This is a genomic window from Mesorhizobium ciceri WSM4083, assembly GCF_000519305.1.
GTDB lineage: Bacteria > Pseudomonadota > Alphaproteobacteria > Rhizobiales > Rhizobiaceae > Mesorhizobium > Mesorhizobium ciceri_B.
Map to the genome: position 1 here is coordinate 1 of NZ_JAFG01000007.1, position 24,869 is coordinate 24,869.

30 protein-coding genes and 1 tRNA gene are annotated in these 24,869 nt (G+C 60.5%); 18 read left to right on the top strand and 13 right to left on the bottom strand.

The features are described from left to right. Nucleotides 1-224 (bottom strand): transposase (locus MESCI2_RS01000000134750; RefSeq protein ID WP_027038413.1); only part of this gene is annotated, 224 nt, incomplete at its 3' end. Nucleotides 225-323: 99 nt separating this feature from the next. Next, complete coding sequence (locus MESCI2_RS0116530) at nt 324-791, bottom strand: Hsp20 family protein (protein WP_013529716.1); 468 nt, start codon at nt 789-791, stop codon at nt 324-326. A 480-nt stretch (nt 792-1,271) separates the two neighbouring features. Between MESCI2_RS0116530 and MESCI2_RS0116535 the strand changes: the two genes are divergently transcribed. Continuing rightward, on the top strand, nt 1,272-2,249 hold the full coding sequence (locus MESCI2_RS0116535) for an alpha/beta fold hydrolase (protein WP_027037559.1): 978 nt from the start codon (nt 1,272-1,274) through the stop codon (nt 2,247-2,249). A 101-nt stretch (nt 2,250-2,350) separates the two neighbouring features. Here the strand turns inward: MESCI2_RS0116535 and hisN are convergent, their stop codons facing one another. Beyond that, nucleotides 2,351-3,124 (bottom strand): histidinol-phosphatase, encoded by a 774-nt coding sequence (gene hisN / locus MESCI2_RS0116540; RefSeq protein ID WP_027037560.1) that lies wholly within the window; start codon nt 3,122-3,124, stop codon nt 2,351-2,353. 327 nt (nt 3,125-3,451) lie between these two features. Further along, nucleotides 3,452-4,393 carry an N-formylglutamate amidohydrolase gene (locus MESCI2_RS0116545; protein WP_027037561.1) on the bottom strand — a complete coding sequence of 314 codons (942 nt, stop codon included), beginning with the start codon at nt 4,391-4,393 and terminating at the stop codon, nt 3,452-3,454. Between the two features lie 163 nt (nt 4,394-4,556). On the opposite strand from MESCI2_RS0116545, the gene cpdR reads away from it, so the two are divergent. After that, nucleotides 4,557-4,919: a cell cycle two-component system response regulator CpdR gene (cpdR, locus tag MESCI2_RS0116550; RefSeq protein WP_006199474.1), complete on the top strand. Its 363-nt coding sequence runs from the start codon at nt 4,557-4,559 to the stop codon at nt 4,917-4,919. Between the two features lie 116 nt (nt 4,920-5,035). Beyond that, nucleotides 5,036-5,110: transfer RNA gene (locus MESCI2_RS0116555), tRNA-Val, on the top strand. 308 nt (nt 5,111-5,418) lie between these two features. On the opposite strand, the gene MESCI2_RS0116560 is transcribed toward MESCI2_RS0116555, so the two are convergent. From MESCI2_RS0116560 to MESCI2_RS1000000137950, 5 genes are all read right to left on the bottom strand, one after another. Further along, a complete protein-coding gene (locus MESCI2_RS0116560) occupies nt 5,419-6,591 on the bottom strand; it encodes a tyrosine-type recombinase/integrase (RefSeq protein WP_027037562.1) in 1,173 nt (390 codons plus the stop codon). A gap of 181 nt (nt 6,592-6,772) precedes the next feature. After that, nucleotides 6,773-7,012, bottom strand: coding sequence for a hypothetical protein (locus MESCI2_RS0116570; protein WP_027037563.1), 240 nt, complete (start codon nt 7,010-7,012; stop codon nt 6,773-6,775). Beyond that, complete coding sequence (locus MESCI2_RS0116575; protein ID WP_027037564.1) at nt 7,009-7,254, bottom strand: hypothetical protein; 246 nt, start codon at nt 7,252-7,254, stop codon at nt 7,009-7,011. Before MESCI2_RS0116575 ends, MESCI2_RS0116570 begins: the two co-directional genes overlap by 4 nt. Continuing rightward, nucleotides 7,251-7,667, bottom strand: a complete 417-nt coding sequence (locus tag MESCI2_RS0116580) for a hypothetical protein (protein ID WP_155936619.1) — start codon at nt 7,665-7,667, stop codon at nt 7,251-7,253. The genes MESCI2_RS0116575 and MESCI2_RS0116580 overlap by 4 nt, the downstream gene beginning before the upstream one ends. A gap of 67 nt (nt 7,668-7,734) precedes the next feature. Beyond that, complete coding sequence (locus MESCI2_RS1000000137950) at nt 7,735-7,905, bottom strand: Arc family DNA-binding protein (RefSeq protein ID WP_155936620.1); 171 nt, start codon at nt 7,903-7,905, stop codon at nt 7,735-7,737. Between the two features lie 111 nt (nt 7,906-8,016). Between MESCI2_RS1000000137950 and MESCI2_RS1000000136145 the strand changes: the two genes are divergently transcribed. Further along, on the top strand, nt 8,017-8,667 hold the full coding sequence (locus MESCI2_RS1000000136145; protein ID WP_050596570.1) for an Arc family DNA-binding protein: 651 nt from the start codon (nt 8,017-8,019) through the stop codon (nt 8,665-8,667). Between the two features lie 8 nt (nt 8,668-8,675). On the opposite strand, the gene MESCI2_RS0116595 is transcribed toward MESCI2_RS1000000136145, so the two are convergent. The 3 genes from MESCI2_RS0116595 to MESCI2_RS0116605 form a co-directional block, all read right to left on the bottom strand. Further along, nucleotides 8,676-9,053: a hypothetical protein gene (locus tag MESCI2_RS0116595; RefSeq protein WP_027037566.1), complete on the bottom strand. Its 378-nt coding sequence runs from the start codon at nt 9,051-9,053 to the stop codon at nt 8,676-8,678. Nucleotides 9,054-9,172: 119 nt separating this feature from the next. Continuing rightward, entirely contained in the window at nt 9,173-9,517 is a 345-nt protein-coding gene (locus tag MESCI2_RS0116600; protein ID WP_027037567.1) for a hypothetical protein, read from the bottom strand. 71 nt (nt 9,518-9,588) lie between these two features. Beyond that, on the bottom strand, nt 9,589-10,257 hold the full coding sequence (locus MESCI2_RS0116605) for a LexA family transcriptional regulator (protein ID WP_027037568.1): 669 nt from the start codon (nt 10,255-10,257) through the stop codon (nt 9,589-9,591). Between the two features lie 112 nt (nt 10,258-10,369). Between MESCI2_RS0116605 and MESCI2_RS01000000134765 the strand changes: the two genes are divergently transcribed. From MESCI2_RS01000000134765 to MESCI2_RS01000000134790, 13 genes are all read left to right on the top strand, one after another. Beyond that, nucleotides 10,370-10,681: a hypothetical protein gene (locus MESCI2_RS01000000134765; protein WP_032900891.1), complete on the top strand. Its 312-nt coding sequence runs from the start codon at nt 10,370-10,372 to the stop codon at nt 10,679-10,681. Further along, entirely contained in the window at nt 10,678-10,872 is a 195-nt protein-coding gene (locus tag MESCI2_RS0116615; RefSeq protein ID WP_027037569.1) for a hypothetical protein, read from the top strand. The genes MESCI2_RS01000000134765 and MESCI2_RS0116615 overlap by 4 nt, the downstream gene beginning before the upstream one ends. Next, nucleotides 10,869-12,314 carry a replicative DNA helicase gene (locus tag MESCI2_RS0116620; protein ID WP_245270367.1) on the top strand — a complete coding sequence of 482 codons (1,446 nt, stop codon included), beginning with the start codon at nt 10,869-10,871 and terminating at the stop codon, nt 12,312-12,314. The genes MESCI2_RS0116615 and MESCI2_RS0116620 overlap by 4 nt, the downstream gene beginning before the upstream one ends. Then, nucleotides 12,281-13,129 carry a hypothetical protein gene (locus tag MESCI2_RS0116625; RefSeq protein WP_197031558.1) on the top strand — a complete coding sequence of 283 codons (849 nt, stop codon included), beginning with the start codon at nt 12,281-12,283 and terminating at the stop codon, nt 13,127-13,129. Before MESCI2_RS0116620 ends, MESCI2_RS0116625 begins: the two co-directional genes overlap by 34 nt. 14 nt (nt 13,130-13,143) lie before the next feature. Then, nucleotides 13,144-13,281: a hypothetical protein gene (locus tag MESCI2_RS1000000137955; protein WP_155936622.1), complete on the top strand. Its 138-nt coding sequence runs from the start codon at nt 13,144-13,146 to the stop codon at nt 13,279-13,281. Beyond that, on the top strand, nt 13,281-13,865 hold the full coding sequence (locus MESCI2_RS01000000134770; protein ID WP_032900894.1) for a DUF6456 domain-containing protein: 585 nt from the start codon (nt 13,281-13,283) through the stop codon (nt 13,863-13,865). The genes MESCI2_RS1000000137955 and MESCI2_RS01000000134770 overlap by 1 nt, the downstream gene beginning before the upstream one ends. Nucleotides 13,866-14,633: 768 nt before the next feature. Further along, a complete protein-coding gene (locus MESCI2_RS01000000134775) occupies nt 14,634-15,140 on the top strand; it encodes a terminase small subunit (RefSeq protein WP_245270369.1) in 507 nt (168 codons plus the stop codon). Next, a complete protein-coding gene (locus MESCI2_RS01000000134780; RefSeq protein ID WP_197031559.1) occupies nt 15,115-16,644 on the top strand; it encodes a terminase family protein in 1,530 nt (509 codons plus the stop codon). The genes MESCI2_RS01000000134775 and MESCI2_RS01000000134780 overlap by 26 nt, the downstream gene beginning before the upstream one ends. Continuing rightward, nucleotides 16,641-18,983 (top strand): hypothetical protein, encoded by a 2,343-nt coding sequence (locus MESCI2_RS01000000134785; protein WP_050596571.1) that lies wholly within the window; start codon nt 16,641-16,643, stop codon nt 18,981-18,983. Before MESCI2_RS01000000134780 ends, MESCI2_RS01000000134785 begins: the two co-directional genes overlap by 4 nt. Continuing rightward, a complete protein-coding gene (locus tag MESCI2_RS0116665) occupies nt 18,980-20,902 on the top strand; it encodes a hypothetical protein (protein WP_027037573.1) in 1,923 nt (640 codons plus the stop codon). Before MESCI2_RS01000000134785 ends, MESCI2_RS0116665 begins: the two co-directional genes overlap by 4 nt. Before the next feature lie 38 nt (nt 20,903-20,940). Further along, entirely contained in the window at nt 20,941-21,954 is a 1,014-nt protein-coding gene (locus MESCI2_RS0116670; RefSeq protein ID WP_027037574.1) for an acyltransferase family protein, read from the top strand. 363 nt (nt 21,955-22,317) lie between these two features. Continuing rightward, a complete protein-coding gene (locus MESCI2_RS0116685) occupies nt 22,318-22,680 on the top strand; it encodes a hypothetical protein (RefSeq protein ID WP_027037576.1) in 363 nt (120 codons plus the stop codon). Between the two features lie 162 nt (nt 22,681-22,842). Continuing rightward, entirely contained in the window at nt 22,843-23,163 is a 321-nt protein-coding gene (locus tag MESCI2_RS01000000134790) for a hypothetical protein (RefSeq protein WP_155936623.1), read from the top strand. 143 nt (nt 23,164-23,306) lie between these two features. On the opposite strand, the gene MESCI2_RS0116700 is transcribed toward MESCI2_RS01000000134790, so the two are convergent. Beyond that, nucleotides 23,307-23,570: a DUF6894 family protein gene (locus tag MESCI2_RS0116700; RefSeq protein ID WP_027037577.1), complete on the bottom strand. Its 264-nt coding sequence runs from the start codon at nt 23,568-23,570 to the stop codon at nt 23,307-23,309. A 117-nt stretch (nt 23,571-23,687) separates the two neighbouring features. Between MESCI2_RS0116700 and MESCI2_RS1000000136150 the strand changes: the two genes are divergently transcribed. After that, a complete protein-coding gene (locus tag MESCI2_RS1000000136150; RefSeq protein WP_027037578.1) occupies nt 23,688-24,866 on the top strand; it encodes a hypothetical protein in 1,179 nt (392 codons plus the stop codon). The last annotated feature ends 3 nt before the right edge of the window (nt 24,867-24,869 follow it).

A 24,869-nucleotide genomic window follows, 5' to 3' on the forward strand; every position in this document is an offset into this window, starting at 1 on the left:
GAGCGAACTCCAAACAGGTAGCCGATGAACAGCGCCTTGAACATCAAGGTAGGGTCGAGCGGCGGGCGGCCATTGTCGGGGCAATAAAGCGGCGCGGTCAGATCATGGATGAAGGTGAAATCGATCACACGGTCGATCTTGCGCAACAGGTGATCAGCCGGAACCAACTGATCCAGCGTTACCATCTCGAGGGCGGTCTGTTCAGGGGCGGGTCGCTTCAACATGACCCAGTGAATCAAAAACCCCCGGCAAATGCCAGGGGTTTGTCAGCAGCCTGAGCGGCGCCTTTCGGCGCCGCTTCCGTCTCGGGAGGAGACTTGTATTTAGGCAGCGGTCTTGGCCTCGATCTGCTTGGCCTTGGCCGAAGACGCCGTAATGGCGATCTTGCGCGGCTTCAGCTCCTCGGGGATGTTGCGCTTGAGGTCGACGAACAGAAGGCCGTTCTTCAGCGAAGCACCGACAACTTCGACGTGGTCGGCAAGCTGGAAGCGGCGTTCGAAGGCCCGCGAGGCAATGCCGCGATAGAGCAGCTCGGACCCTTCGCCGGTGCCCTCGTCCTTGCGCTCACCCTTCACGGTCAGCACGTTGCGATGGGCTTCGATCGAGATTTCCTCGTCCGAGAAGCCGGCAACCGCCATCGAGATCCGGTAGGAATCCTCACCGGTGCGCTCGATGTTGTAGGGCGGATAGGTCTGCGCGCCATCCGGCTGCGCAAGCGAATCGAGCATCGTGAAGAGACGATCGAAGCCGACGGTCGAGCGATAAAGCGGGGAAAAATCAACGTGACGCATGAGGTGTTCTCCTGTTGAGCAACATGGTTTGCGTATGGCCGGTGCGAAACCCTTGAGCGGCGTTTCGGGTGGGCCAGCGGCCCCGACATTGGCGACCGCACGAGACATTTGGGGAGCGCAGGAAAGCATTTCAAGATTTCACCTGGCGGCAAAAGCCACGGCGCCCGGACCCTTGATGAACGGCAGATGAACCGGCACTTCGGCGCGCGTTCAGGCAGCCGGCGCTAAAGTCCATTCCAGGATCAAGGACTGGCGGCGCCGATTGCACAACAGGCACCGCAACGAGGCCGACCGGGTGTAACGTCCCTTCCTCCCGGATCGACAGAGGCCGGAAGCACGCTTTCGAGCGGCTTCCGGCCTTCCCTGATGCAGCCTCCCCTTCACCGGGAATTCCTTGGCTTTTGGCGCATGGGCGTCTATCACCTTAGCGGAGCCGGCCAGCGCAGGCGGGCATGCGAGACGCCGAGCACGAAGCGCCGAATGACGGATCTTTTCACCGAAAACTCCCTTTTTCACGAAGTCGAGGGCAATCCGCGGCCGGAAAATGCCACCGGCGGCTTCTTCACCACGCGTGACCGCAAGAATATCCGCTATGGCCTGTTCGGCGCGGTCGCTCGCCCGATGAAGGGCACCGTGGTCCTGCTCACCGGCCGCAACGAGTGCATCGAGAAATATTTCGAAACCATCCGCAACCTTGCCGATCGCGGCTTTGGCGTCGCCACGCTCGATTGGCGCGGCCAGGGCGATTCCGACCGGCTGATCCACGATAACCAGCGCGGCTACGTCAGCAGCTTCCGCGACTACACCGCCGACCTCGAACAGTTTTTCGAGGAGATCGTGCTGCCCGATTGCCGCGGACCGTACTACATCCTCGCCCATTCGGCAGGTGCCTTGATCACCCTGCTTGCCGCCCCATCGATGGTGAACCGCATCCGGCGCATGGTGCTGATCGCGCCCTTCCTGACGCTGCCCGACCTGCCGGTCTCGATCTCGACGGTTCGCCGCGTCTGTTCCTTGTTCTGCGCTCTCGGCCTCGGCCGGCTCTACGCCGCCTGGGGTCCGCGGCCGAAGGTGACGGCCCCTTTCGAGACCAACAAGCTGACGTCGGACCCGGTACGCTATCGGCGCAACACGCGGCTCTACGAAGAATACCCGCAACTGGCGCTTGGCGGGCCGACGATCCGCTGGCTGCAGGCAGCCGCGAAAGCATCGGAAGCCGTCAGCGACCCCGATTTCATGGCTCGGATCCAGGTCCCGCTGCTGGTCATCGCCGCCGGCGCCGACCAGGTCGTCTCGACCAGGGCCGTGGAAGCCTACGCCAGACGTCTGCGGCTCGGTTCATTGCTGATGATCGATGGCTCCCGTCACGAAATCCTGCAGGAAGCCGACATCTACCGCGAGCAATTGCTCGCCGCCTTCGACGCCTTCATTCCCGGCAGCGACGACCCCACAGCCTGACAGGCGCCGGTCGCTGGCCCGCGGTTCCCAAGGGGTGCCGCGAGACAGTAAAAGGACGGCGTCAAGCGGTCGACATCACCTGAATGGCGGCGGGCTATCGTTTAGCCGCGCAAGGCGGCCATGGCAGCTGCGTGGAGTTCCGGCGTTGCAGCCGCCAGGACGTCGCCGCCCTGTTCGGCCGGCCCGCCATCGAATGTGGTGACGACGCCGCCTGCCTTTTCGATGATCGGGATCAGCGCCACGATGTCGTAGGGCTTCAAACCGGGATCGGCGACAATGTCGACGCTTCCCGAGGCGATCATGGCGAAGGCATAGCAATCCGCTCCGTAGCGGGCGAGCTGGATCTGCTTTTCGAACTGGTCGTAACGCTCGCGCGCCGCGCCCTTGAACAGCGCCGGCGTGGTGGTGAACAGCGTCGCCTCGGCGAGCTTCGTCGTCTTGCGGGTCGTCAGCTTGCGAGGCCCGCCCGGCCCCTCATAGTGCGAACCCGAGGCGTTGGCGTAGAACAACTCGCCGGTGAAGGGTTGCGCCATCATGCCGGCCACTGCGTCGCCGTCGACCGTCAGCCCAACCAGCGTGCCCCACACCGGCAGGCCGGAAATGAACGCGCGCGTACCGTCGATCGGATCGATCACCCAGACATGCCGGCTCGAGATGTTCTCGCTGCCATGCTCTTCCCCAAGAATGCCATGGTCGGGATACTCGGCAGAGATCAGTGCGCGGATGGCGCGCTCGGCCTCGCGATCGGCCTCGGTGACCGGATCGAAACTGCCCTTTTCCTTGTTGGCGACCGCACCCTGGGCACGAAAGCGCGGCAAGGTCTCCGCCGCTGCCACCTGCGCGATGCGGCGCATGAAATCGACACTGATGTCCAACTGATTCTCCCGCACTGCAGCATGTCCGAGCCGTGCTCTGCCGCCAATTTCGTACCAAAACAAGCGTATTCGACGACTTTTCCGCGACGGCATCTGTTGCCCGGATGTCACACAAGCGTCGTCGAAACGCAATTTCCACATCACAGTGAATTAAAAAAGCCTGAAGGTCGCTTGACATTTGTGCAGCGCACAATACCCTCGACCTCGGACAGGGTTTCCTGTCCATGCCCTCCTTGGGCGTTTCCTCCCTAGACTTCGACCGTATCGTGCAAACGATGCGGTCTTTTTTTACGCCGCGATTTCAGTCCGCTGCCAGCGGCAGGCCGCTCACTCCGCGGCCAGCGGAAGGTCGATGAAATGATGGTCGGGCATCGACATCAGGTCGGCTGAGAACCGCGTCAGATCGTCGGTCAGCGCATCGAAGCCGGCGGCCTTCTCGAAGGTCCGCTCGTTCATGTAGAGCCCGCGATTGACCTCGATCTGCAGCGCATGCAGATGGCGCGCCGGGCGGCCGTAATGCTCGGTGATGAAGCCGCCGGCATAGGGTTTGTTGTGGGCGACCGAATAGCCCATGGCGCTGAGCAGGCCGATCGCGGTCTCGGTCAGGGCGGCGGTTGCCGAGATGCCGAAGCGGTCGCCGATGATGAAGTCGGGCCGCAGACCGCTGTCGCCGACACGGATGCTTGCCGGCATTGAATGACAGTCTATCAGCACGGCAAAGCCGAACCGCGCATGGGTCCGGGTCAACAGCCGCTTCAGTGTCTCGTGATAGGGCTTGTAGACGGCCTCGATGCGGGCGACGGCTTCGGCCAGCGGCAGGCGGCCGGAATAGATGTCGAGCCCCTCGCCCACCAGCTTCGGCACCGTGCCAAGCCCGCCAGCCACCCGCGCCGAGCGGATGTTGCAGAAGGACGGCACCGGCTCGGCGAACATGCGCGGGTCGAGCTCCCACGGCTCGCGGTTGACGTCGAGATAGGCCCTCGGGAAATTCGCCGCCAGCAACGGTGCGCCGAGCGCCACGGCGCCGCCGAACAGCTCGTCGACGTAGCAGTCTTCGGACCGGCGGATGGCGTTGCGGTCCAGCCTCGCCATGGCAAGGAAGCGCTCCGGATAGTAGCGGCCGCTATGCGGCGAGTTGAAGAGGAAGGGGACGCGCTGCTCGGCGCCCGACCGGATTTCGAAGGGTGGAAAGACCGAAAAATCCTCGGCTGCCGTCTTCAATTTGAGCGAACCCGAAAACACCAGTGCATCATGATCTGAAAATGCCACCTTGCAGGCCGCGTGTCCAGCATTTCAGCGGCGGCATACGCCCGGCAAATATGGATCATCGCCGTCCGCGTTCACTTGATGTTTACCCTCACCTCCTCATATACAGGATGGTTAACGGGCTTGCCCAACGGCAATCTCGGGCGGGTGATTCGGACGGGATATCATGGCACGCATTCTTCTGGCGGAAGACGACGACGATATGCGTCGGTTCCTCGTCAAGGCGCTGGAGCGCGCCGGTTACCAGGTCAGTGATTTCGACAATGGCGCCAGCGCCTATGAGCGGCTGCGCGAGGAGCCTTTCTCGCTGCTGTTGACCGACATCGTCATGCCGGAGATGGACGGCATCGAGCTGGCGCGGCGCGCCACCGAGATCGATCCTGATTTGAAAGTCATGTTCATCACCGGTTTCGCCGCCGTTGCGCTGAACCCGGATTCCAAGGCGCCGAAAGACGCCAAGGTGCTGTCGAAACCGTTCCATCTGCGTGACCTCGTCAACGAGGTCGAGAAGATGCTGCAGGCGGCCTGAGCCGTTTTCCAGGCGAGGCGCCGCACCTCTTCGCCACTGCGGCGAGACGACGCCTTCTTTCCTTTTTCCTGCTATTGACGCGCTGGATCAAAAATGGTGTATGCGCGGCTTCGGATGGGCGTGTAGCTCAGCGGGAGAGCACTGCATTGACATTGCAGGGGTCACAGGTTCAATCCCTGTCACGCCCACCATCCTTTCAATAACTTAGCTAACTCGCTGATCTGGCTGGCACAGAAACGGCACAGAAACTCGTTTATTCAGACTGCGCCTCGAAGTCTCTGAACCTCACCCGGCGCCGGTTGGGGGCCGATGCCAGGCACGATCTCCCCGTCCAGGACTTCCATCCGTTCGCCGCTCTTCGGGCGGGCACGTCTTACTGCAGCCTCAGCTTCGGCCGGCGTTGGGTAGCCTGCCATGTAAAGGGCTGTGTCGTAGGCAGGGTCGTCCGATTCTTTTTCGCCGACCCAAACTCGAACAAACCATCCAACAGGTGTAGTCATCAGACTTCCGCCGCGTTCTTCTGAAAGTCGACGTGGTGGTGGCCATACACCTTGTCGAGGGTCTTCGCCGACATGCCGAGCGCGCCGGCCGCTTCCCAGATATCTACGCCCTTGAACATCATCCAGGTTGCGCGCGTGTGGCGCAGCACATGCGGCGTAATCGCCGACTGCCCGGTGATGGCTGGATCTAGCCAAGCGTTATCAATCGCCATTTCCCATGCGGTACGGACAGAGGCCACGCCACGGCCCATGTAGCTGACAACATGCAGATTGACCGCAACGGGCTCGCCGGCCTCCCTGGCAGCTTCGTCACGGGCATTGTCGTCGATAAGCTTCCATCGGCGCAGATGCGCGCTGATTCGCTTTCCAAGGCGCACGGGCGGCTGGCGCTTGTTCGTTTCCGCTACGCCCTCCCCTCGCCGATGCATGACGCCGCGCTGGCTGTCGATCCAACCGCCCGTGGTGTTCGCCATCCACTGGACGTTGCAGATCGCCGCGCGCCGCGACCCGGTGTAGAGCCCGAGCAGTAAGAAGCGGGCCAAATGGCGGTTGATCGCAAACCGGTTCCGGCGCCACCGGTAGTGCTCTCGACGGCTGGCCACGTCGCACCAGAATTCACGGTAGAAGCCCAGTGCGCCAGCAAGCAGCATCGCTGCCTCCGTTCTCGTCAGCCATCGGTCGCGGACGGGCGGAACATCAGGCATGGTCACTTCCGGCACTGATGCCAGCGGGCCATGTTCTTTGTGCCAATGGTTGATGGCCTTCGACAGTGCGGCGAGTTCGCGCCGAATCGTCCCCGGCTTCACGGTCTTGCCCCGTGCCTTTGCGTATGCCCGGCATGTCTCGCCGCGAACATCCGCCAGTGTCTTCGATCCCCACCAGGGCACGAGCGCGGCGATGGCGTAGCCGCTTCGCTCGGCGGATTTCTTGTGCGGCGCGTACTCCCGCCCGTAGGCGGTCAGGACTTCGGCGACCGAGAGGCGAGCGAGATCACTTTCGCGGGTGACTGGTTTGAATTTTTCCGCGATGTACTCCCCGAGCCTTTTTTCAGCTCCTGCGCGATCTGGTTCGCCGCAGCCTGTGCGTTCGAAGACCTCGCCGACATCGCGGATGACCCATTCGCGTCGTTTCGGGTCGAGATAGAGCCGGGCTCCTTTGGCGGGTCTTGGCATTTGGTCATCATTCCTCTCACCGACGAGGGCAACACAAAATCCGCCCTGCCTATACGCATGATATTAAGCCTGCCACGGCGGGCCTCGGCTCGCAACGTGGCCGGAGTGATGCGGTCCCTGAAAAAAAGCTGGCAAGCCTCCTTTAGGGTCAGAGGCGAATCCTCGAACTGATCGGCCCGCGTCATCCACCGACCCTCCCCGCGTGGACAGCCTCCCATTTGGTCAGAACGGCCTCGCTTTTTTCCAGGGCGATCCTGCCGGCGAAAACCAGCATTTCGGCGTCACTCTCATGAACGCGGTAGTTGCTGTTTTCGGCTTGCGTTTCGAAATGGCTGTTGAGCCAATTCAGGACCAGACGGGCCGCCAACACGGCGTCCCGCACTTCGCCTTCCAGATCGGTGTGGTTCAAGGCGGGGCTCATATCGCACCGCCTGTCCGCCCGGACCTGATCTCGTCATAGTGCTGATCGGTGTTGGCGCTTACTCTCTCTGAAAAATCCTGGGCTATGCGCAGCAAGGAGGCGACACGATCAAGCTCGTCATCGCGCTTGCCGTCGCGCTCGTAGGGCATTTCATGGACTATGCTGTAGGTAGCGGCGATGAGCCTGTGCAGATCCCAGATATCAATCTGGAGATCGTCGAGATTGTAGGACGGCGCGGTCATGCGTCACCGCCTTCCGACTTGCCCAGCATTTTGACCACAGCGACCATCGTGGCCATGGTGTAGCGATTGACCTCGCCCAGGAAGCCGATTTCGACGCCCGTCAGATGGTTGCCGGATGGCTTCCGTTCCTCCTGGCGGAGACGGCACATGTCGTTGACGATGCAGCCCAGCAGCGTGGCGTTGCCGTTGGTCGGGTACCGGCCGATAAAGTCGAGATATTCGCGCGCCAGTTCGTGGCCCTTGTCGCAGTCCTTGCCGAAATGGCCGGTGGCCTCGACGTTCCAGTAGTTGATGCCGCCGACATCGCGGGGCTTGCGATGCATGAATGACAAGGTGTCAGCCTCATGCGGGACCTTGCGGGCCGGCTGGGCTGGAATTTTCACGTTTACCGTGCTATTTGCTGTCTTAGTCATCTTCTGCTCCTAGGCGTTGATGATGTGGGGAGCCGCCCTGCAAGGCGGTTTCATTTCGGAACGGCGATCAGTTCGAGCCTGCAAGCTCGCTGGTCGCCGTTTTCGTTTGATCCATGCGCTCGCGGATGCAGCGCACGATTTCTGAATTCTGCGAAGATGCGTTTCGGGTGGCTTGGGCTTCGATGAATGCCTTCACATCTTGAGGCAGGCGAAGCTGGAGGGCGGTTCTGTCGGACAAGCTGTTCTCCTTTCCGTTAACCAAGATGGCACAATGCCATTACGGATGTCAATTCGCTGATGGCATTATGCCACCATTTATTTTATGGCATGGTGCCACTATGGATTTGACATGACCAAAGAGCCGCTCGCCAAGGACCAAGACAAGTTTGTTCTTCGCCTGCCGACAGGTATGCGCGACCGCATTTCGAAATCGGCTGAAGCCAACAAGCGGTCGATGAACGCCGAGATTGTGCAGGCGCTGGAGCAACTGTTCCCACCGGAGCCCGATATCATTGAGGTGCTCGACAAGGTGCATTCTGCGATTGCAAGCGCACAGACAGCCAATAGCTTCCCTTACAGGGCCACGCTGATCGAAGCCCTCGACAAACTGTCTGAGCGACTGAGTTCGGGAATTGAGTTCGATCAGTACTCCCCGAAAACTCTTCCACCAAGCGCCGTAGGTCTTGATGGGTTTATGGATCGGCTTCACAGATGGCGAAGGGTCAGCGCCACCGGCGTTGAGACCTCGGATCTTCAGCGCGAATTGGACCGTGGGCTCCTGGATATGTTTGGTCGCGACTCGGTGCGCTCCGCCCTTGATCGCTTCAAAGAGGGTCGCATCGACCTCGCCTTCAAGATATTGCGCTTGGCGGATGTGCGGTTTGCTGAGCCGGACGAAGCCATAAAGCTCATCGTCAGCCGCCTTCGGGATCGCTACTCCGAAAATTGGGGCGACCCTGACGAGGAATACGAGCCGTGGGCGGATCGCGACAGAGATTGAGGGTGCGCTCACGCCGCGACATCCCGCAGCAGGAACGTCATGACGGCGTGCGAAGCCCGCTCGTCTGTGTTGTTCCCATGCTCGCCGCCTTCGTAGTCTCCTGGCCTCGACGACTGGTAGTGCAGCCAGCCCCAAATCATCGCCGTGGCCTTGACACCCTCTAGCGTCACCGGCCGGTGCCCAAGCATCTGCCGCGCCAGCATGGCGCAACGATCGTGGGCACTGTCGATTTCAGGGGTGCTGTTGCCGATGCTCGCCAGATCGGCCGCAACAAAGGCGGCGCGCTCTGCGGCCCAAGCCTCAAGAAACTCGGCGCGAAGGGCAAGCAGTTCCGCGTCTGGATGCTGCTCCTGTGCGATGATGCGGACATGGGCGGTGCAGGCCATTTTCGTTCTCCAATTTGTTGGCGCATGATCAGCGCGAAGAACTCGCGTTGCGTTTCAGCAGGGATTTTGTCGGCGGTGTCCGACTTCTCGTCGGAGAAATCCGATTTCCGGTGTCGGGATCAGGTCTCCCACGCATTGCTGGACCGGGCGTAAGCCACGCCGTGAAGGTCCATCTTGGTTTCGTATTCGGAGACGCGGCGCACAGCGGCCAGGTACAGCGGCAGGCGATAGGCGAGCTGCTGACGGGCATAGCCGACAAACTTCGGGCTGTGGCGGCGGATGGTGGTGGTCAACAGCTCGTCGCGCTGGGCGATGGTGGCGAGGTGCTGCTTGATAAAAAGAAGATGGTCGGCCACTTCGCGCAGCGAGTAGCGCCACGCGGTGGCGAGACGACCTTGAGCCTCGACATTGAGGCCCAGCGGGCGGGCGAGATCGGCGAAGACCGAAGCGGCGGCGGTGTGCATGGTGGCTCCATCGAGTTGATGAAGCCTACACTAAGGGGTAATTTCCCCTCTGGTCAATAGGTTATTTCCCCTTATGCGCTTTTCAGCCCAAGATTGCCTTGGATGCCGCCTTGCTTTGCGACCCGGTGTAGAGACTTGGGCGGGAACACCGTGAATATCTCTCCGACCCAGGCAAGGTGGACGTTTTCGATTGGCAGGGCGTTCCACGACATGAGGTTGACGCGGTCCTTCTGATTGGCCCGGAGGATGGTTTTGATGAACCGCCTGCCGTCGCTCGTTCGAACGGCGGCTTCCTCGCCATAAAAGCTTTCGATTGATCGGCGCTGCTCCCGGTAGACGATCAAGACAGCGCCGTCACGGAACTGAGGGAGCATCGAACTACCGCGCACCTGGAATGCGATCATGTCAGCGGGCAATGCGAAAGGCACGGGGATCTGCTCCAGACCATCTTCGGGCACCTGTTCGAAATCCGGCTCCACCTCAGCACCAGCGCCCACAAAGCCCATAAGCGGAACCATGCGCGGGCTGTCTGCTGGAATGTCCTCGCCCATGATCTCAGCGACAGTCGTGCCAAGGATCGCCACTAGGCGAGAGAATTTGTCCAAGCTCGGGCGGCGCCCCCGCTGAAGCATGTCGCGGACAAACGATTCATTAAGCCCCGCCGCCAGCGATAACGATTTCATCGTGTGGCCCTGGGCCTCCATCCGCTCGCGGAAACGAGCGTCCCATTCGTTATTCACCGTGTTTTTTCCCCTTACGCTAAACGCTCAGGAGGTTTTAGCCTATTGAGACTTGACCGTCACTAGGGTTTTAGCCTATTGGTTAATAGGCAATAACCCCTTGAGGCACCCTATGGACACCAGGACGGAACTCCTCGGCGAGATCGCCACCTTCCAGGACAAGCTGAAGATGGCGGACTCCAAGATTGGCATAATCGCACTAAACGACCCGAAGTTCGTTACGCGGCTGCGGGAAGGGCGCCGCTGCTGGCCCGAGACCGCGAAGAAGGTCCGCGACTTCATGGCGGCGGCTTACACCCACATCACCACCGCTGATGGCACAGTGATCATTCGCGATATGGAAACTGGTGTCACAGCGTCGGGGCCAAGCCTGCCTGAGGCATACGCCGAATTGAGGCGCCTGCTTGAGAGACAAGCGGCATGAGCGACATCGACGACGCCATGAACGAGGAACAGGAACGCGCGTTTATCGAGTGGCGCGACCTTCGCAACAAGGCGCAAGAGACCGGCGACATGGCCGACGCTCACGCCGCCGGCAAAGCTTTCGGGGCATTCTTCTACACCTACGTCGCGAACACCTATCGCCCCACCAAAGAGACGGGGCACCGTCCTTGACCGCAGCGGCGAAGACGATCCCAGACGGCGCCTATGTCCCGGAAATAGAGCAAGACGTGCTTGGCACGCTGCTTTTCGGCGGCGACTTTCGGAAGGTGATGGGCTTCCTGCGGGAAGAACATTTCATCCCTGACGTGCATCGGCTGATCTATCGGGCGATCAGGGCCGCGCATGAACAGTACGGCTCGACGACGATGCCGATTGTTCTTCGGCTGATGCCGGAAGATGCCAAGATCCTGTTCGTCCAAAAGACTGAGCAGTATCCCGCCGCCTACATGGCGGAACTGGCCGCGTCGGTCGTCAACGGCCCGGCTGGGCTGGAGCGCGGCGGCAAGGCGGTCGTCAACCAGTGGGCTCGATTGAAGGCGGCCGAGGTTGGCAAGCTCCTACGTGATACTGCGCACGACGCAACGTCTGACACCAAGGCAACTATCCAGGGGATAGCCGCCGAACTCGATGCCATCGCCGCAGAGCTTCGCGCCGGCCCGCGCCGGAAGTCTCGCGTGACGTTGGCCGAAGCCGCCACAGGTGCATTTGCCGAAATCGATGAAGCCATGCTTCGCGGCAATGGCCTGACAGGAATCACTTGGGGCCTGACCGATGTTAATCGATCGACTGGTGGCATTCAGCGCGGGGAAATGACCGTCATTGGCGCGCGTCCCTCCATGGGCAAAACCGCAGTTGGCCTGTCCGTTGCAATCCGGACGGCAAAAAGCGGGGCCGGAACAGGGTTTATCTCGTTGGAGATGGGCGCCAAGCGCCTTGCCATGCGAGCGCTCACGGACATCGCCTACGACTGGGGCGTGCAGATCGCCTACAGCAATTTGATTACGGGTCGAGTTGAGCGGAGCGAGGTCGACGCCCTGAAGAGCGCGAACCACGACCTTGAAAGCTTGCCGTTGTGGATCGAAGAACAGCCTGGCCTATCAATGTCCGATATCCGGGTGAAAACCGAACGGATGATGGAAGACGCCGAAGCGGTCGGATCTCCACTGGGGGTGCTATTCGTCGACTACCTTCAGCTCATCCGCCCTTCTGCCCGATACCAAGGCAACCGGAACAACGAAATCACGGAGATTTCCGGGGGCCTTCGCGAGCTGGCGCGGGAATATAATGTTGGGGTGGTGGCACTGTCGCAACTGAGCCGCAACATCGAAAGCCGCGCAATGAACGAGCGCCGGCCGATTATGTCAGATTTGCGCGACAGCGGCGCCATCGAGCAAGACGCGGACACGATAATCTTCCTCTTTCGAGAGGCCTACTATCTCGAAAAGGAGAAGGGCAAGGACGCGGAAGCAGAGATGGACCGCGTGCAGCGCCTTGTCGATGTCCAGAACAAGCTGGAATTCATCATAGGCAAGCAGCGCAACGGCCCGGTCAGAACGGTCGATCTGTTCGTGGACATCGCATGCTCGGCCGTCCGAAACGCCGCGAGGTTATGATGGCAGCGAAGCAAACGTTCCTGAAGGTGCGCAACTGGGAGCAGTTCCAGCACTACAAAGACCGCAATCCACCCTGGATCAAACTCCATTTTGCGCTGCTCGCTAGCGAGGATTGGGTGACGCTAGACGATGCTAGCAAGCTGCTAGCAATTGTTTGCATGCTTGTGGCGTCCCGGAATGGCGGGATGGTCCCGAACAATCCAGCCTACTTGAAGCGGCTAGCCTATCTCGACACGACCCCTAACCTACAGCCTCTGATTTCATGTGGTTTTTTATCAAAAGTGCTAGCGACTGCTAGCGCGCCGCAAGCGGATGCTAGACCAGAGACAGAGACAGATACAGAAAGGAAAGATTTGTCCGGAAAAATTCCGGACCTTGTCGTCAAACCGAAGAGAAAGGTTTCCTACACCAACGCCTTCGAAGTCTTCTGGAAGGCGTATCCCAAGACGCCGAACATGTCGAAGTCAGAGGCCTTCGTTGAATGGCACAAGCTCGATGACGAAGAGCGCGCCGCCTGTGTGTCCGGCATAGCGCCTTACGTCGCGTTCCTGAAAACCAAACCCGATCTCGAAACCATTCATGCCTGCCGCTTCATAAGCAAACGGCGGTTCGAAGGGTTCACGGCAACGGCAACCGATAACGCGGCGCTGGCGCCCGACCAATGGTTACGACGGCTCGGCTATGCTCGAAAGGAAGGGCGGTGGTCGACGAAGGATTGGGGCCCATCTCCCGGACAGCCGGGGTGTCTCGTTCCCAAGGGTCTATTGCAACAAAGCGACGGCCAAGGCTGGCGGGAGCTGGAGTTGGCAGCATGAGAGACGAGCATGGAATGGCTGAAAAGGTCTGCCAAGCGGAGCGCCTCGTGATCCAGGCCGCGCAACTTATCCTCGGCACACTGGTCTTCGGTGGCGTCTTCACCTGTATCATCGGCGCTGCGGCGCTCATCATTTCTGGAGGTCGGCAATAGTGGCGAAACAGAAGAAGGTTCAAAAGTCGGAAAAGCCGAAGGTGCCGGCGCCTGAAAAAGAACAGGTACGCGCCCGCCGCGCCGCCGGCCATGAGGAGGCCTTGCAGCTCGACCAGCATGGCCGCCAGCGCCTCATCAAAGGAACCGCCGAATCCGCTCGCGAGTACGACCTGAGCAAAGGCGGTATCGTGCGCGTTCGCAATGTGGATCCGCTAAAAGGCATCCTGAGTTTGACGCACAAGCAGCGCGAGGCCGGCGCCCGCTATCGTGCCGATTTCGAACTGGCAGCGCGCGAGGGTTTGAAAGCCATGGGCATGGGCGAGCGCGTCAGCAGTGGCAGCGCCTCAGCTTCTGTTCCGGCCAGGCTGATCGACAACCACGCGGCAATGGCCCATGCCAAGAAATCGATCGGCTACCCGGAAATCATTCGCGTGCTTGATGCGGTCTGCGGCCTTGGGATGACAATCAAGGATGTCGCCACCGCCGAAAACGTCGTGCGGGACATCCCGGCCCAGCTTTTGCGCATGGGTCTTGAACGTCTGGTTGTGCACTACGGATCGCAGGCGGCATCTCGTCATGGTTGAAACGTGCCGTCACGTATGGTAGTGATTTGGGCAAGGTGTAGAGATGCGCCGGGAACCCGCCCACTCAGGCGGGTTTTTTATTGCCGGCTCCGGACCGGGCAGCGCTCAGACTCCTCACGGGTCGGTGCGTTAATTGCCGATTGTCCCGCGCATTTGCAGCAGCGGGGATGCCTGGGCTTGAAAGAAGCTGACCGGCTTATCCGACGTCGCCCAGGCGCAAATTCCGTAGGCAATCCAGAAGGAGATCAACAGGGCGGGCAAGATGGGTAAGCGGTGCATGGATCGGCTGGGCCTCTTTGTTGCAGACCCGCCCACAACCTCCTGCAACCCGATCAGTTCGACATAAAATATTTACCGTGTTGGCATGGTTTACGAATGGTTTCGCGGGCCATCCACCCACCTGGTTGCGAACTAAATCGCGGGCCGCCGCCTTGGCTTTGGTGGGACCGGTCGAGGGTTGAGCCTCACCCACTGACCGGCAGCGAAATTCCTCGCGAATTCTTCACTCTCGAAAAGCTGCTGGGTGGTCAAGCCATCCTCGACAATCTGCACCGCCCATTGGCCGTCTAGCTGCTCAATCGAGACACTGTTCTTCGGATGGTCGTCCACCGCCGCACTCCACAAAGACCGAAAGAGAAAACAATCACGCTCGGCAGCGCTGATCAATGTCCGAAACGTACCAAACTCCCGCATGCGCTCAGACCGCACAGGTGCCCAATGCCCGCAAACGAGTTAACCCCGAAGCAAGCACGCTTCGTCGACGAATTCATGATCGACCTGAACGCCACACAGGCCGCAATCCGGGCTGGCTACAGCGAATTGACTGCAGATGTGCAGGGTCCGCGCCTGTTAGGGAATGTTGGTGTTGCTGCTGCCATTGCAGCCAGGCAGGCGGCCATCGCTCATAAGCTCGGCGTCACCCAGGAGCGCATCGTCGCCGAACTGGCCAAAATCGCCTTTGCTGACATTCGCAAGGCTGTTCGCTGGGGTAAGAGCCCGATCGACACGGAATCGGAAAACGCCAGCCCGAACGGTCTCAGCATCTACCCGGTTGAACTGGTCCCGAGTGAGAAGATCGACGACGACACAGCCGCAGCGGTGTCCGAGGTCTCGCTTACCCAGACCGGCATCAAGATCAAGATGCACGACAAGAAATCGGCACTGGTCGACCTGGGCAAGCATCTAGGCATGTTCAAGGAACGCATCGAACATACCGGCAAGGATGGCGCGCCACTCGTTCCTGTGATCAATGTCCGCCTCCGCAAGCGCAGCTGAAATCAATCTCGACCTGCACGACAAGCAGGCGCTGGCATTCGAGACCGACGCGACCGAGGCGCTTTATGGTGGCGCGGCGGGAGGCGGCAAATCGCACCTGATGCGAGCGGCCGCCATCACGTGGTGCTCTGAAATCCCCGGCCTTCAGGTCTATCTCTTCCGACGGATTCGGGACGACCTGATTAAGAACCATATGGAAGGCCCGCAAGGTTTTCGCGCGCTGCTCGCCGGCTGGGTGGAATGCGGCTTCGTCACCATCGTCGAAGATGAAATTCGATTCTGGAACGGATCGAGGATCTACCTCTGTCACTGCAAAGACGAGAAGGACCGGTTCAAATATCAGGGCGCCGAAATTCACGTGCTGCTGATCGACGAGCTCACCCATTTCACCGAAGTGATTTACCGGTTCCTCCGCAACCGTGTCCGCATGGTCGGAATCAAGGTTCCGCCACAGTATGCCGGCCGGTTCCCGCGCATCCTCTGTGGTGCCAATCCGGGTGGCATCGGTCACCAGTTCGTCAAGGCCACGTTCATTGATGGAGCGCTGCCGCTGGCGGTCTACAAGGCCGATGTCAGCGAAGGCGGCATGCAACGGCAGTTCATCCCGGCCCAGCTCGAAGACAACCCGAGCATGAACGACAACGACCCAGGCTATGAAAGCCGCCTCATGGGTCTGGGCTCGGAAAGCCTGGTGCGCGCAATGCGCTATGGCGATTGGGACGTGGTCGAGGGCGCCTATTTCGAAAACTTCGAACGCCGCCGGCATGTGGTGAAGCCCTTCCACATTCCCGACCACTGGACACGATTCAGGGCGGGCGACTGGGGCAGCGCCAAGCCGTTCTCTTTCGGCTGGTATGCGGTGGCATCCGACGACACGATCGTCCCTTCTGGGGTGGCAGGCGCGCCGGGCATCGTCATCCCGCGCGGGGCACTGGTCAAATACCGGGAATGGTACGGCGTCAAGATCGACAAGTCGGGTCGCTATCTCCCGAATGTCGGCCTGAAGCTGCATGCTGAAGCCGTCGGCGCTGGTGTCCGTCAACGCGACTATGACGACACGATCAGTTACGGCGTTCTCGACCCTGCAGCCTTCAGTCAGGACGGCGGTCCTTCACTCGCCGAGCGCATGGCCAACGGGACGAACACGAACGGTGCGACCTTCAGGCGGGCGGACAACAAGCGAACTGCTGGCCGTGGTGCCATGGGCGGCTGGGATCAACTTCGCGGTCGACTGACAGGCGACGAAGACGGGCGGCCTATGCTGTTCTTCTTCGAAACCTGCATCCACACAATTCGGACCCTGCCGGCGCTTCAACATGACGAGGCTAACCCGGAAGACCTGAACAGCGACCAGGAAGACCATGCCGCCGACGAGACGCGATATGCGTGCATGTCGAGGCCATGGGCGGCCAAGAGCAAGATTCCTGATCCGACAGTGCCGCAAGGCCACGTCAAGCTGCCTCCCCCGCCTGACAGCGGTCGCGGCCGAAGGATTGCCATATGAGCGACGACACCGACGATATCGACAGCGCTGCCGACGACGCGATCGACCCGTCGCTGAAGCCGAAGGCCTCCAAGGGATGGCTGAAGCTCATCACGGATTTCGAAAAGGCCGGCTTTGCCGACTATCAGACCCGGTGCACCAATATTCAGAAGCGCTATGCCGATCTGGAGCGCTTGGCCAACGCGACCCGCGACCGCGAGTTTCAAATCTTCTGGGCGAACATCGAGGTTCTGAAGCCGTCGATGTATTCCCGGCCACCGGTGCCTGCTGTAGCGCCACGGTTTCAGGACAGGCGCCCACTCCAGCGCGCAGCCTCGGAGCTTCTGGAGCGCACCACATGTGTCACGTTCGACCGCGAAAACATTGACGGCGTGATGCGCCTGGTCCGCGACGACCTGGCCACGCTGGCACGCGGTTGCATGTGGATCCGGTACGAGACCAAGAGCAAGGAAAACGGGTACACGGAATCGGTCTGCATCGAGTTCAAGAACCGTCGCGACTTCGCGCACGACCCGGCCCGGAACTGGAAGGAAGTCGACTGGGTGGCCGGCGGCGCCTGGATGACGCGCAAAGAGATGCGCAAGCGTTTCGCAGCGACATCGGGCAAGGCGTATCAGGATGCCGATTTCGCCAAGCGCAAAGACGACAAGAACAACAGCGACGGCAAGCTGAAGGCTCGCGTTTGGGAACTGTGGTCGAAGTCCGAAAACAAGGTGGTTTGGATTTCCCCCGGTGTCGACGTGGTGCTGGACGAAGGCAAGCCGCACCTGAACCTTGAAGACTTCTTCCCGTGCCCTCAGCCGGCCTATGGCACGTTGCAGCCCGAAAGCCTGATCCCGGTCCCCGATTACGTCTTCTACAAAGACCAGATCGAGGAAATCAACGACATCACCAACCGCATTTCGGCCTTGACCGAAGCGCTTCAGGTTCGCGGCTTCTATCCGGCGGGTGCTGGTGAAATCGGCGATGCGATCGAGGCCGCGGTGAAGACCCGCGATCCGCGCCAGATCATGGTGCCGATCAGCAATTGGGCAGCTTTCGGCAACGGGGCGGCCAAGGACACGATTGTCTGGCTTCCGATTGACATGGTGGCCTCGACCATCACCCAGTTGATTGCGCTTCGTAAGCAACTGATCGAAGACATTTACCAGATCAGCGGCCTGTCGGACATCATGCGGGGCGAGAGCAACCCGAACGAGACGCTGGGCGCGCAGCAGATCAAGACGCAATACGGGTCAGTTCGCATCCGTGACCGGCAGAACGAGCTCGTGCGCATCGCCCGTGACGCGGCGCGCATCGTCGCCGAGATCATGGCCGAGAATTTCCAGCAGGCAACGCTGGTCGACATGGCCCAGATGGAGTTGCCGACCGACGCGGATATCGCCAAGCAGGTCAAGCCGCTGGAGGCCCAGGCAAAGGCGACTGAGAAGGAACTGGCGCAGGCCCAGCAAGACCCTGAAGTCGTCCAGATGGCCAAGCAGAACCCGGACGCTGCGCAGCAGATCATGCAGCAGGCCCAGGGCCAAATCGCGCAGATTGCCCAGCAGATCGACGAGCTGAAAAAGACCGTCACTATCGAACAGGTGATGGATTTCCTGCACGATCAGAAAATCCGGCCCTTCAGCCTCGACATCGAGACCGATAGCACGATCCAGCCCGACGAGAATGCCGAGAAACAGCGCCGCAGCGAGTTCCTGACGGCATTGGGCGGCACGCTGGCCCAGCTTGCCCCAATGGTGCAGGAACGCCCGGAAACGGCTCCCTTTGCCGCCGAATTGCTGAAGTTCGCTGTCGCGCCCTTCCGGCCAGGTCGCAGCATGGACGCGGCGATCGACGAGTTTGCCGAAAAGATGAAGCAGATGGGCGCGCAGCCCAAGCCGCAACAGCCCGACCCGGCTGCGCTGGCGGCCGAGGCCGACGCCAAGGCACAGCAACAGAAGATGGAAGCCGACGCGGCAGACCGTCAGGCTGAAATGCAGATGAAAACCCAGCTGCACGACATGACCATGAAGGAAAAGGCGGCCGACATCGAGGCCAAGCAGGTCGACGCAAGGGCGAAGCAACGTTCGGAAGCCGCGAAGTACGCCGCAGAGGCGGCAGCGCGCCGCGATCAACGGTCGCTGGAGCGCATCAAGGTCGGCTTGCCCGATATCGAGCCGCCAACACCACCGTCGGCCGATGTCGACGTGGTGGCCCAGATCCAGCAGCAGAACGCCATGCTGATGAACTCCATGGCGCAGTTCATGCAGACGATTACCGCAGCGATGACGGCTCCCAAGCGCATTGTGCGCGGTCCGGATGGCAAGCCTGCCGGCGTTGAAACGGTGCCGATGCAATGACCCTTTCGGTGAAGCATAAATTTCAGTCGGCTATCCCCGACGCGGGTGACCCGAACATTGTCCAGCCTTCGAACTGGAACGATGAACACGCCCTGACCCAGGCCACAGCGACCATCCTAGGCCGCGTGAGCGCTTTGACGGGCGACACCGAAGAATTGACGCCCGCACAGGCTCGCACGCTGCTCAACGTCGCCGACGGCGCAACGTCGAACAGCACGGATGCCTTCCTGCTCGCCCGAGCGAACCACACCGGCACACAGCTTGCCGCCACGATTTCGAATTTCTCGACGGCGGCATCCCTGGTCTGCCTGCCTCTCGCTGGCGGCACAATGACGGGCAAGCTGAACACGCTCGCCACGGCAGCAGTCGCCGGAGCCGGATTGAACATCCCGCATGGCGTTGCGCCGACAACGCCGGTCGATGGGGACATATGGTCCACGTCGGCATTCGGCATATACGCTCGGGTCAATGGCGTCACCAAAGCGATGGTGTCTCTCGATAACGCTTCTCAATGGACGATCATCCAGAACTTCAAAACCAGCTCGACCACGGCAGCCTCGATCCGCATGCCCCACGGCGTAGCGCCGTCATCGCCGACCAATGGTGACATGTGGACGACTACTGCCGGGTTGCTCTATCGGATCAATGGCGTCACCGTGACCGCGATGACGACGACAGATGCCGTCGCTACGTTCTCCACACAGGTCACCTCGCCTAAAGTGATCGGCGGGACGGGCGTAGGGTCATCTCTCAGCCTGCAATCGACCTCGGGTGTCGGCGCGACTGATTTTATCAATTTTCTGGTCGGCAATGCCGGCGCCACCGAAGCCGCACGCTTCGACACGTCAGCGCGGTTCCTTATGGGAGCTACGGCGTCCGTCGCAATGAACATCATCGGGACGCATCCGCGTCTCCAGGTCCACGGCGTCAACACTGACACCACCACAATTGCACAGACCCGTTGGGAGACTAACTCAGTAGGTGTTCAGCACTACCTCAACCATAGCCGAGGCGCGGCGGTCGGAACGCACGCTTTGCTGGCAGATGGCGACGGCATCGGGTCGTGGATCTCTGGCGCTTCGGATGGCGTGAAATTCATCGACGGGACCAGCATCCAGGCCGTTGCCGATGGCGCGCAAGCTCTCGACAGCACGCCTTCCGCGATCAATTTCCGCACCAATTCCGGCACAACGGCGACATCCATCAAGGGGCGCCTGACCGCACTAGGCCAATGGCTGTTCGGACACGTTACATCGATCGCGGTTGGCGCAACGAGTAACCAGGTACCAACACTACAGGTCCACGGCCTATCAACGGATGCTCAAGCAACCGTTTACCGTTGGGCAGCATCGACTGGAGGCGCGACACTCGGCCTGTTCAAATCGCGAGGGGCCGCCGCCGGCACTCGTGCCATCGTAGCGTCCGGGGACACCATTGGGGCCCTTCAGGCGTTCGCTGATGATGGTACCAATTCCCCGGCAGCGGCCCGCATTCAGTTTGTAGTGGATGGTACGCCTGGATTGGCTGACATGCCGGGCCGGATCGAATTGGCGACGACGCCAGACGGCGCTTCGACAGTGACGACGCGGGCAGTAATCGACTGCCGAGGGTTTACCTCTTTGTCGGGGTCGTTCGGTCGTGGCGCGCCAGTCACGAAGAACGCGGATTTCACACTGGCCGACACCGAAAACTCGATCATCGTCACCAAGGGATCGAGTTGCGTCGTGACGCTGCCATCCGCGTCTTTGTGGGTAGGTCGCGAAGTGACAATTAAAACGACAGTCGCATTCACCACGGTTTCTGCCTCGTCCAATGTCGTGCCTGCCGCCGGTGGCGCCGCAGGTACCGCGATTCTCGCGGCGGTGGCGGGGTCGAAGGCTGACTTGATCAGTGACGGTACGAACTGGATTATTTTCTAGCTAGAATTTGTCGCTCTACGGCTGCTATAGCGTGGTCTATGTTCGGAACCTTTCGGCTCTTCCTCGCAATACTTGTCGTCTATACGCACCTCGGGCCGCCGCATGGATCCTCTTTAGGAAAGCATGCGGTGTTCGGTTTTTATGTGCTGTCCGGCTATCTGATGACGCGCGTGCTGAATGAGGTCTATCAGTTCCGAGCCGCGCCCTTCGCGCTCAACCGGCTCTTGCGGCTTTACCCGATGTATATCGTGGTCGCTGTCCTGTCGGTTCCGGCGGTGCTTTGGTTGCCTGACCCCGGCGAATTCAACAACAGGTTTGGAATGCCAAATGGCGCCTGGCCGTGGCTACAGAGCTTTCTGATGATGCCGACCGTCATCATGCCGCCATTCCGGCTGGTACCTGTTAGCTGGTCGATTGCCGTCGAGGTGGTCAATTACGCCATCCTTTGGGCATTCACCGCAAGAAATCCGCGCTTCGCCTGGACCGCGTTTGCCGTCTCGGTGGCTGTCCATGTGGTGGCGTTCCTGATCACCAGTGACCACAACGTCCGCTATTTCCCATGGTACGCGGCGATGCTGCCGTTTTCTGTCGGCGCGTTGATCTACTTCCACGGCGCTGAGATCATACATGGCATGATGAAAGCCGGGAGGCACTGGCGCTGGCTCGTGGCGGCGGCGTGGGTCGGCACGCTTGCCTTGGCGTTCCATCTCGGCGCGATTGATCGCCTGGCGCCTGAAGTTGTCTCCTATCTCGGGATACTGACCATGGCCGCTTTCATCGTCGCATTGAGTGATCTCAAGGCCGGGAGCTTCGACAAAACGCTGGGTGAATTGGCTTACCCGGTTTTCCTAACGCACTACCTTGTCGCGGTAGTAGCTCATCGCCTGATCCTCGATTCCATGCCGCGTGGGGTACTCTTGTTCTCAGTGTCGTTGGTCTTGATGTTGGTGCTGTCCCAGGTGCTTGTAATGCTCCAACGCGCTTACATCGACCCGATCAGAGATAGCGTTCGCGGTAGTTGGCGGATGAAGGCACAAGAGCAGGCTGCCTAGCCAGGCCTAAACCAGCTCGTCCTGCCGCTGGCAAGGTGTGTCACCCGTATCCACTCGCCGTCGATAGGCTCGGGATCATTCGGGGCAGTCACCGGTCCCCATACCTTAGCGTCTTCCAGATCGCTGCCCTGAGCCTCGGTGCGCTTCAGGGTGATGCCGTCGCGCATTTGTTCGACTTTGAACCTCATTCCCCGACCATAGAAGGAAACCGGCATGGACCGCAACTTCGCGCGCTCGCTTAGAATAGCGGCTCGTTCGTCCGGACGGAGCCTATGATGCTGGCCGGCTTCACCGCGCTCGGTTTCGACGACGGGCAGATCGACGCGTTTTTCGTGGCAGCGTCCGGCCTATAGGATTGGCGTGATGGCCTTTGCCACAGCCTTTCAGGGGAATGCGTTCCAGGCAAATGCCTTTCAGGTCTACGTCCCAGTCGTCATCATCGACGACGGACACGACGGAAAGCCGAGTTCCGAAGCTTGGGAAGAACATCGTCAGAAGGCGGAACGGCTCCGCGAAACACTCGCAAAGGCCAGGCGGAAGGCAAACGGCGAGGTCGAGCCGGATACGCCGGAGCAAGAGCCGGAAGCGCCTTTTGATGAGCCGGTGCTGGCACCAAAAGACTATGCCGCGCTCGTCGCCGCTTTGGTCGCGAATTCGATGCCCCGGCCAGTCATCGCGGCCGACGACGAAGACGAGATGTTGGCAATCCTGCTGTTGGCGGCATGAGATAAAACGCGAGCCGGTTTCTACTTCAGGATAAAATAGAGCGGTATCAGGATCGCGAACGCCGCGAGCCCTATCAAAAACCAGTTAGCTGCCATTCCCCACGCCCCCGCGTTGGCCCTGACCATGGCACACGAAACCCTGCATGCACAAGGAAACGCTTAAATGACTTTTGCGTGGTTTGATGTGGGCGGTGGCCGGAAAGTCTTCCGCAAGGTCGAGGCAACCAAGCCTAAGCGCTCGGCACTGCCGGCACCTATGATCAATTCGGACACCATGTCCGCAGTCCAGTCGATGCACGACGGTAAATTCTACACCTCGAAATCGGCTTTGCGCGCCACCTATCGCGCGGCTGGGCTGGAGGAAGTCGGGAACGATCCGGCAAGGCTTCGCCCGCGCAAGCGTCCGAAGATCGATCGCATGGCGGTACGGGACACCGTGGAGAAAGCAGCGGCCCGGTTTAACCGCGGCGAACGGCTGAGGTGACACCTGACTTGTCGGCTACCCGCTCGAGCAGTTTCCGAGACGCTGCAATTGCCCGGCGCGTCTGTACGATATTTGAATGCAAGTCTTCCACGTGTGCCGCCGCTCGGATTTGGTAGCGGCGCGCACTTTCAGCATAAAATGTGTCAAGTTCCCGTGGCTTCATTGCTGGTAGGTCCGTTGCGTATCAGTTCGAACGTGACTTTTACCACGAAGAGGGGACTGCTGGCGGCATCGCGAACATGCAAGGCGACTTCGCGAAAAGTGCCGTCGGGCATCTGGTCTTTTGCTATTTCGAGTAGTGCCCTTGCTGCCTCATCTTCGGCCGCTTCCAAGTCGGTAAGATCGGTGCCCTCAGGGTCGGGGTAGAGTTCGCCATTGTCGGTCAGATCGAAAAAGAAGCGGGCCATACGCGTGTAAATTCCGACCAACGCAAAAAGTTCAATGTACGGTTGTTACCGTGCAAACCGACCAGGCGCAGCCGCCCGGACCACCAGCCCAGCAATCCCTCAGACGGAGCAATCCAAATGGAAGACCTGAACGGAGGCGCCTCGGCGCCCGCCGATACCTCTGCTGTTGCCGCCGATGACGTGTCGTCGACGCCGCCGAACCCAATCAGCACCGATCCCAAGACGGTCGGGGCAAAGCCCGAGCCGGAGGCGAAGAAGCCTCCGACCGCTCGTGAAGCACTGAAGGCAGCGGCCGACAAGGTCGCTGAAAAGGAGAAGGCCGGCGAGGCCGATCCCGACAAGAAAACCGCGCCGGTCCAGAGCCAACCCAAGCCGGGAGAGAAGCCCGCTGACAAGGCAGCAGCCGACAAGACGCTTCCCGATCCCAAGCCGGCCAAGGACGCGACACAGCAGCCCGCCAAGCCGGCAGAGACCGTAAAGACGGAGCCTGGCAAGCCCGCTGCGCAGAGCAACCACGAGGCGCCGGCACGCTTCAAGAGCGATGCCGCAGCGATGGCGGAATGGGAGAAGGCACCCGAGCCGGTCAAGGCTGCGGTTCACCGGTCGTTCCGCGAATTGGAAGCGGGCATCGAAAAGCATCGCGTGTCGGCCGAGGAATTCGAAAAGGTCCGCGACTTCGACGAGCTGGCAAAGCGCAACAACACTTCACTGCGCGATGCAATGACCCGCTACACCAATCTGGAGCGGACGCTGATTTCCGATCCGATCAAAGGCATTCAGCAAGTTTGCGACTATGCCGGGATCTCGCTTCGCCAATTGGCCGCCCATGTCACTGGGCAAAAGCCCGATGAGGTCCAAGGACAGAACGACGCCACGATCCGCGAGCTTCGCCAGCAGGTCGCGCAGCTTCAGCAGAGCATCGGCGGTGTCACCACCACCATTCAAAACCAGCACGTCGCGACCATTGAGGCCCAGGTCGACAAATTCAAAGCCAATCATCCCCGGTTCGACGATCTGGCCGAAGACATCGCGTTCTTCCTCAAATCGGGCAAGACCACCGATCTGGCCGAAGCTTACGCCCTTGCGGAACGGCTCAACCCCGACCCGACGGCGGCGACCGCCACGACAGTTTCAGCAGCGCCTCAGACGCGCACCGCTCCCGACCCCCAGGCTCAGACCCTGAAGGGCCAGAAATCCGTATCAGGCGCGCCCTCGGCTGGCTCAGACCCAGCGACGAAGCGAGCTTCAACCTCAATCAAGGATTCGCTTCGGCGGGCTGTAGCTCAAGCCGGATGATCC

What these genes read in the sequence shown, in the direction of transcription:
- MESCI2_RS01000000134765 (WP_032900891.1), top strand. Translation starts at nt 10,370, where the DNA reads ATGGACACCAGGACGGAACTCCTCGGCGAGATCGCCACCTTCCAGGAC.
- MESCI2_RS0116685 (WP_027037576.1), top strand. Translation starts at nt 22,318, where the DNA reads ATGGCCTTTGCCACAGCCTTTCAGGGGAATGCGTTCCAGGCAAATGCC.
- MESCI2_RS0116535 (WP_027037559.1), top strand. Translation starts at nt 1,272, where the DNA reads ATGACGGATCTTTTCACCGAAAACTCCCTTTTTCACGAAGTCGAGGGC.
- MESCI2_RS01000000134775 (WP_245270369.1), top strand. Translation starts at nt 14,634, where the DNA reads ATGATCGACCTGAACGCCACACAGGCCGCAATCCGGGCTGGCTACAGC.
- MESCI2_RS0116665 (WP_027037573.1), top strand. Translation starts at nt 18,980, where the DNA reads ATGACCCTTTCGGTGAAGCATAAATTTCAGTCGGCTATCCCCGACGCG.
- MESCI2_RS0116700 (WP_027037577.1), bottom strand. Translation starts at nt 23,570, where the DNA reads ATGGCCCGCTTCTTTTTCGATCTGACCGACAATGGCGAACTCTACCCC.
- MESCI2_RS0116575 (WP_027037564.1), bottom strand. Translation starts at nt 7,254, where the DNA reads ATGACCGCGCCGTCCTACAATCTCGACGATCTCCAGATTGATATCTGG.
- MESCI2_RS0116530 (WP_013529716.1), bottom strand. Translation starts at nt 791, where the DNA reads ATGCGTCACGTTGATTTTTCCCCGCTTTATCGCTCGACCGTCGGCTTC.
- MESCI2_RS01000000134785 (WP_050596571.1), top strand. Translation starts at nt 16,641, where the DNA reads ATGAGCGACGACACCGACGATATCGACAGCGCTGCCGACGACGCGATC.
- MESCI2_RS0116570 (WP_027037563.1), bottom strand. Translation starts at nt 7,012, where the DNA reads ATGAGCCCCGCCTTGAACCACACCGATCTGGAAGGCGAAGTGCGGGAC.
- MESCI2_RS0116625 (WP_197031558.1), top strand. Translation starts at nt 12,281, where the DNA reads ATGCTCGGCCGTCCGAAACGCCGCGAGGTTATGATGGCAGCGAAGCAA.
- MESCI2_RS1000000137955 (WP_155936622.1), top strand. Translation starts at nt 13,144, where the DNA reads ATGGCTGAAAAGGTCTGCCAAGCGGAGCGCCTCGTGATCCAGGCCGCG.
- MESCI2_RS0116580 (WP_155936619.1), bottom strand. Translation starts at nt 7,667, where the DNA reads ATGACTAAGACAGCAAATAGCACGGTAAACGTGAAAATTCCAGCCCAG.
- MESCI2_RS0116670 (WP_027037574.1), top strand. Translation starts at nt 20,941, where the DNA reads ATGTTCGGAACCTTTCGGCTCTTCCTCGCAATACTTGTCGTCTATACG.
- MESCI2_RS0116595 (WP_027037566.1), bottom strand. Translation starts at nt 9,053, where the DNA reads ATGGCCTGCACCGCCCATGTCCGCATCATCGCACAGGAGCAGCATCCA.
- MESCI2_RS01000000134780 (WP_197031559.1), top strand. Translation starts at nt 15,115, where the DNA reads ATGTCCGCCTCCGCAAGCGCAGCTGAAATCAATCTCGACCTGCACGAC.
- MESCI2_RS0116600 (WP_027037567.1), bottom strand. Translation starts at nt 9,517, where the DNA reads ATGCACACCGCCGCCGCTTCGGTCTTCGCCGATCTCGCCCGCCCGCTG.
- MESCI2_RS01000000134790 (WP_155936623.1), top strand. Translation starts at nt 22,843, where the DNA reads ATGACTTTTGCGTGGTTTGATGTGGGCGGTGGCCGGAAAGTCTTCCGC.
- cpdR (WP_006199474.1), top strand. Translation starts at nt 4,557, where the DNA reads ATGGCACGCATTCTTCTGGCGGAAGACGACGACGATATGCGTCGGTTC.
- MESCI2_RS0116615 (WP_027037569.1), top strand. Translation starts at nt 10,678, where the DNA reads ATGAGCGACATCGACGACGCCATGAACGAGGAACAGGAACGCGCGTTT.
- MESCI2_RS1000000136145 (WP_050596570.1), top strand. Translation starts at nt 8,017, where the DNA reads ATGACCAAAGAGCCGCTCGCCAAGGACCAAGACAAGTTTGTTCTTCGC.
- MESCI2_RS0116560 (WP_027037562.1), bottom strand. Translation starts at nt 6,591, where the DNA reads ATGCCAAGACCCGCCAAAGGAGCCCGGCTCTATCTCGACCCGAAACGA.
- MESCI2_RS1000000136150 (WP_027037578.1), top strand. Translation starts at nt 23,688, where the DNA reads ATGGAAGACCTGAACGGAGGCGCCTCGGCGCCCGCCGATACCTCTGCT.